The following is a 6,430-nucleotide window of genomic DNA, read 5'->3' as shown; positions in this document are numbered from 1 at the left end:
CATATATGAAAGATTGGACGGATTATTTAGCGCGAAACCATTATGTTTTGCAACAAGGTGAATATGTTGCCGACGTATTGAGATATTATGGCGACCATTTTGAGCGTCCGCCTTTTGACTTAGATGAATTTCCTAAAGGTTATCGTGTTGATTATTTGAATGCTGAAATATTACACGATAAGTTGAGTGTTGAAAATGGTAAAATTCATGTAGAGAATGCTGGAGATTATCGCATCATTACGCTTAGAGATTCAAAAGAGATGTTATTGTCTACGGTAAAGAAACTAAAAAAATTAGTACTGGGAGGAGCCGTAATTCTTGGCGATAAGCCATTAGATTCACCTAGTTTAATGGATGATGAGAATGATTTAAAAGAATTAGCCTTAATAGCCGATGAGTTATGGGGAAATACAAAAGAAGGTGTAAAGCGAGTAGGAAAAGGAAAAGTATATTGGGGAAAATCACTTGATGCTGTTTTAGAAGCGGAACGTATTGCTCAAGATGTTATTGTTCCAGATGATTTAGATATAAAATGGATTCACCGAGAAACGACCGACGCACATATTTATTTTGTCGCTTCAAATCATGATAAACCGGTTGATGCCACATTGAGTTTCAGAATTAAAGATATGTATCCACAATTATGGAATGCTTTTAATGGAGAACAACAAGAAGCAAAAGTTTGGAGTACATCAGATGATAGAACAAATGTGACCTTATCTTTTGCACCAAGTGGAAGTACAATTGTGGTATTTTCAAAAGGTGACAAACTACCTTATGCTTCAAAAGTAACTTATGACAATGCGGTTATTTTAAATGCGGAAACAGGATGGTACAACCTTCATGATACAAAAGATTTTCCTAGTATAACTTGGAAAGACGATAATTGTATTGCTTCAAATGCAGGAGTATATACGTTTTATCAAAATGGAAATAAAACATCTAAAACCATTGCAGTAAATGAGCAATCCCTAAAAACCAATTGGCAATTAAATTTTGATGACGGTTGGGATACGCCGAAGTCGATTCAAATTTCAGAATTGAAATCGCTTCCCAAATTAGAGAATGATGCTGTTAAGCACTATTCAGGAACTACGACATATGCCAAAACGTTCAATTTACAATCTTTAGGTAAACAAACTATTATCGACTTAGGAGCTGTTTCAAATATTGCAGAGCTTTGGTGTAATGATAAGAAAGTCGGTGTAAAATGGGCACCACCTTTTACGTTTGATATTAGCGAATTTGTGACCAATGGTGAAAATCGATTAGAGATAAAAGTGACCAATACCTGGCGAAATCAGCTTATTTTTGATAATCAAAGACCAAAAGATAAAAAGAAAACTTGGACCACTAATCCACCTAGAAAAAATGAGACGGAACTTGAAGATTCAGGTTTAATTGGGCCAGTGGTTATAAAAATACTTAATTAATTGGCTCTTTTTTCTATACTTTAAGACATTTCATTAACCTCAAAAATTGACTTTTAACAAAATAAAAAGTAATTATCTTTCAATTCAGCATAGTTCAGGATACTTTTTTTAGCTACATTTAATACCATTAGGAAAAATTAAAAAAGCTATGAAAAAAATCACGTTTAAGGCCATATTATTTTTGGTTTTTACATTATGCTCACTAAGCATAACTGCGCAAGACGCACCACCTTCTGATGATATTTTTAGATTAAGAAATGTAGAGACTGGGCAATTTTTAACAGATGCAGGAGTAAGTGCTACAGCAGTTTCTATGACAAATTTGGACGAAGAAGATCAAAGCACCCATTTTACGTTTGTAGCAAGTGGTGCATTTTATAATATAGATAGTGAAATTTTAGGAATATTACGCGGACCAGGTGCTGGTGGACCAGGAGGTCCTTTTGTAGTTGTTAGTACAGCAACATCTGCACCAGCAGCTGATGCCGATAAAGTTTGGACGATACAACATAACACAACGAATAATACCTATAGATTTCAATCCGGCAATAGTGGAAGATTTATGTATCATGATGCTAATGGAACGGTTACCCATGTTGTTGTACCGGAAACGGACGATAGAAGTAATTGGGAACTTATTCCTTTTGTAGAAGTTCCTGTAGAAACGGCTCCAGATGAGGATACAAACCCTGATCTTACTTGTCCGGCTTCAGGCGAATTCCAAAACGATAATACTAGAAATGTAGATATACCTAACTCTGTTAACGTAGGAACTGCTGACGATAGAAGTTGCTATTCCGATTATTCAGAAGTTGATTTATATGGAAAAACTTGGGGTGTTTATAATATAACCGATGGGTCAAACCATTGGGATGCTCCGGGCACCTTACAACCTAGAATAGAGCGTTCTTTACCAAGATCTCAAGAAACAGGTGTAGGAAGTTATGCAAGGTTCACAGGAACTCTAAGAATTCTTGAAGTTGGTGATGGCGGCTCTTTTGGCCAAGATGGTAGTTACTTAGCTCAGGCCAAAGGAAAGCATACTGGTGGTGGTGGACCTCCAGATCCTGCAATCTGTTTATATAGAGCACATCCTGTTTATGGGGAAGGTATCAATGCAGATAAGCAAATCGCTTTTGATATTTATGCCGAACGTATATTAGTTCGTGGTGGATCAGGAAGTAGCGGTAGAGAAGTTGTTTTTCTGAAGCGAGTCAATAAAAATGAAGAAATTGATTTTCAGCTAGAGATAGGTTTTAGAGAAGACCCTAGTGACCCAGCCTTAAAAATACATTATTGTGACGCGGTAATCGGAGGAGACGCATTTAATTGGGATATCCCAGATCCAGAAAGAGGCACAGAATCAGGCATTAGATACGGTGCTTATCGTGTAAGAGGTGGTAGAGCACAAATGAGATGGGCCAATACAACTTATGAGAGACAAGAAATACCAGATACTAGTGGGCCACCACCTAGTGATGACGTTTTTAGATTCAGAAATGTAGCTACAGGTCAATTCTTAACAGATGCAGGAGCGTCAGCTACGCCAGTTACGATGACTGATTCTGGTGAACCGTTAAACACACATTGGACATTTGTGCAACAAGGCGCATTGGTTAATATAGACAGTGAAGTTAATGGCATATTACGTGCACCAGGTTCTGGAGGTCCAGGAGGCCCTTATGTAGTCTTAAGTACGGGTACAACGACAAGTTCTGGTGATAAAGTGTGGACTTTACATTATAACGATGTTGATGATACCTATAGATTTGAATCTGGTACTAGCGGCAGATTTATGTATCATGAAATGGATGGAACTGTAACACACATTCCAGTTCCTGAGTCAGATACTAGAAGCGTATGGGAAGCCATACCAACTAGTCAAACTTTAAGTATTGAAAATGATGAATTAGCTGTATCTTCAATAAAAGTATATCCTAATCCAGCAAGCACTAATTTTACGATTGCATTGAATAATAGTACAGATGCGGAGGTTAAAATCTACAATATGTTGGGGAAGGTAGTTTATCAAGGATCAACTACTAACGGAAAAATCGAAGTTAGTACTAATAGAAATTTAACGTCTGGATTGTACATCGTAAGTGCTACAACGGTTGATAATAAAACCGTTCAGACTAAACTGATTATAAACTAACATTATTATCTTAAAATAAGATGAAAAAGACTGTCTGTTAAGACAGTCTTTTTTTGTTTATCATTTAACAGGACAAAACAGGATGGATGTTTAAGATGGTAATGTTATTTTTCCATATCACCTTATAATATATTTCAATGAAAAGACGTAATTTCTTACAACTTTCGACTTTAGCAGGAGTGGGTTTATCACTTCCCATGTCTGGATTATTAACTGCGTGTGCTGAACATCCTCAACACTCTTTAGAATTTAAAAATCTTATAGCTAACCTTTTAAAAGATTGGAGTGATGGTATGTTGAAAGTACAAATCAATAATCCATCAAATTTAGATGAACATGGTGCTTTAGGCTGTCCATCGTGTTCACATATTCATGGACGTTGTATGGATGCAGTCTATCCGTTTTTATACATGGCCGATAAAACGGGATATGAAAAATACGTTGAAGGGGCTAAGTTAGTTATGCTTTGGGCAGAAAATAATGTGTCGCAAGATAATGGCGCTTGGACGGTTATTAAAAATCCAAAATCTTGGAAAGGCATTACCATTTTTGGAGCCATCGCTTTGGCAGAAGCATTGCATTATCATGGCCATGTTTTAGATGAAGCCACGCGAACAGCTTGGACAAAACGTTTAGAAAAAGCGGGACAATATATCTACGATACATTCACCATTGATTTTACAAATATCAATTATCCAGGGACAGCAGTTTATGGTTTGGATTTAGTAGGAGACGTTGTGAAAAGAGATGATTTTAAAGCAAAGAGTAAAGCACTGGCGCAACAAGTAAAAGCTTATTTTACGCCAAATGAAGGGTTGTTATTTGGAGAGTGTAAAAAAAGTTCTAGCAAGTTGAGTGAAAAAGGATTGCACGGTGTTGATTTAGGGTATAATGTTGAAGAAACTTTAAATAGTTTGGTCATGTATGCGCTTAAAAAAAATGACAAAGAGCTTCTCGAAATTCTAACCAAATCTTTAAATAGCCATTTAGAGTTTATGTTGCCAGATGGTGGTTGGGATAATAGTTGGGGCAACAGAATGTATAAATGGACATATTGGGGAAGCAGAACCTGTGATGGCAGTCAACCAGCCTTTGGGATGATGGCACACATCAATCCTGCATTTGGAACCGCAGCCGTAAAAAATACAGAATTATTACAACGCTGTACAGCGGACGGATTAATTCACGGAGGTCCTGGATTTATTGAAGCTGGAATCCCACCGTGTGTGCACCACACATTTACACATGCCAAACCTTTAGCAGCATTGTTAGACCATTGGGAGCATTTACCAGAAATTAATTCAAGTACAAGTTTACCAAGAATGACAGCCGATGGTGTAAAACATGTTAAAGATTTAGATGTTTTTCTATTTGCAAGAGGCGATTGGAGAGGAACCGTAAGTGCTTACGATGCAGAATACCATTACAAAGAGGATTTCCGCCAAGCTTCAGGTGGAGCCTTAGGTGTTCTATATCACAATAAAGTAGGACTTTTATGTGCTGCAAGTATGGCAGAATATGCATTGGTAGAAAAGAATAATCAACAACCACAACCCAATAAAGATATATGTTTAACGCCTCGTATTGAGACTTTTAAAAATGACGTTTGGTACACCAACTTATACGATTTGCCAGCAACAGTTGCCTCTAAAGATGAAAACGGAACGATTGAATTATTAGCTGATGTAAAGTTGAAAAACGTAGAAAGAGAAGAAGTGACAGAAACTGCTGCTTCTTTTGATATTACATACAAGTGTTTTGCGGATAAAACAGAAATAAGCGTCAGTACAAAACAAGACATTACTGAGCCAACAGCATTTGTTTTACCTATAATTTCACCAAATAATGAAGTTGTGACTAACGTAAGCGCTACAGAAATCACCATTCAAAAACCAGATGGTTTAGTCACTATTAAAGCAAATTCACCTATCAAAATAAAAGACATTGAAGGCGCTAGAACCTTTAACATGGTGCCTGGTGTTGAAGCCATTCCTTTTGAAGTGTTTTTTGAAAAAGATATCAACGAATTACTTATTTCAATAGCTGTTAATTAAAATACAGTAAGGTACAGGATACAAAATAACCATGAGTTAATTATACTTGACTTATGGAAAACCCAAATTGGATACTACAATTTCTTGGACGCTTACATCCTTTAGTGGTGCATTTTCCTATTGGGCTTTTGTTTACAGGTTTTATTTTAGAATTATTGACCTTAAATGGAAAGCGAAAAGGGCTTAGAGATGGCATCAGTTTTATGGTTTATATTGGTGCAGGTTTTGCTGTTCTCTCGGCACTGTTTGGATGGTTCTTAAAAACGCAAGAAGACTATACAGGCAACTCAGTAGATAATCATCAATACACAGGAATTGCCACGGCAGTTTTAGCTTTGATGACAGCCTTAGTTTTAAAATCAAGCTTAAAAAAATCACCTGTAAATTTAAAAGCCTATCGTATTGTATTTTTCATTACAGTAGTTTTATTGACTATTGCAGGACATTTAGGGGCGAATTTAACGCATGGAGAGGATTACCTGTCTTCAATTTTACCTGGAAATAAAGCTAATTATACAAGTAAGGAATCCAGAGCTTTACTGGCCGAACTTAAGTCGGTAGATACACTTTCAGAATTACAAAAAGATAAACTAAACCTAGAAGTAAGAGGGCTTTTTGCACATAGATGCTACCAATGCCACAGTGAGAATAAACAAAAAGGGGATCTCATTCTCGAAACAAAAAGTGGTGTTTTTAAAGGAGGAAAAACAGGATTAGCTGTCGTTGCAGGTAAACCAGAAGAAAGTGAAATATACAAACGTATCTCGCTTCCAGCAAATCATAAGGAC

Annotated in this window: 4 protein-coding genes; all 4 read left to right on the top strand. The window is 36.6% G+C overall.

Annotated elements, in window-relative coordinates:
- Positions 1-1,433: glycosyl hydrolase (locus Q0800_RS12105; RefSeq protein WP_299130102.1), on the top strand; the 1,433-nt coding region annotated here is incomplete at its 5' end.
- A gap of 148 nt (positions 1,434-1,581) precedes the next feature.
- A complete protein-coding gene (locus Q0800_RS12100) occupies positions 1,582-3,588 on the top strand; it encodes a T9SS type A sorting domain-containing protein (protein ID WP_299130101.1) in 2,007 nt (668 codons plus the stop codon).
- Positions 3,589-3,725: 137 nt separating this feature from the next.
- A complete protein-coding gene (locus Q0800_RS12095) occupies positions 3,726-5,642 on the top strand; it encodes a hypothetical protein (protein ID WP_299130099.1) in 1,917 nt (638 codons plus the stop codon).
- Between the two features lie 53 nt (positions 5,643-5,695).
- Positions 5,696-6,430 (top strand): c-type cytochrome domain-containing protein (locus Q0800_RS12090; RefSeq protein ID WP_299130098.1); only part of this gene is annotated, 735 nt, incomplete at its 3' end.

Source organism: uncultured Winogradskyella sp. (assembly GCF_937958655.1).
In the GTDB taxonomy this organism is placed as follows: domain Bacteria; phylum Bacteroidota; class Bacteroidia; order Flavobacteriales; family Flavobacteriaceae; genus Winogradskyella.
Note: the sequence above shows the minus strand (reverse complement) of the source record. Positions and strands in the feature narration are given on the sequence as shown.

Coding starts and splice junctions, on each gene's coding strand:
- Q0800_RS12100 (WP_299130101.1), top strand. CDS start 1,582: ATGAAAAAAATCACGTTTAAGGCCATATTATTTTTGGTTTTTACATTA.
- Q0800_RS12095 (WP_299130099.1), top strand. CDS start 3,726: ATGAAAAGACGTAATTTCTTACAACTTTCGACTTTAGCAGGAGTGGGT.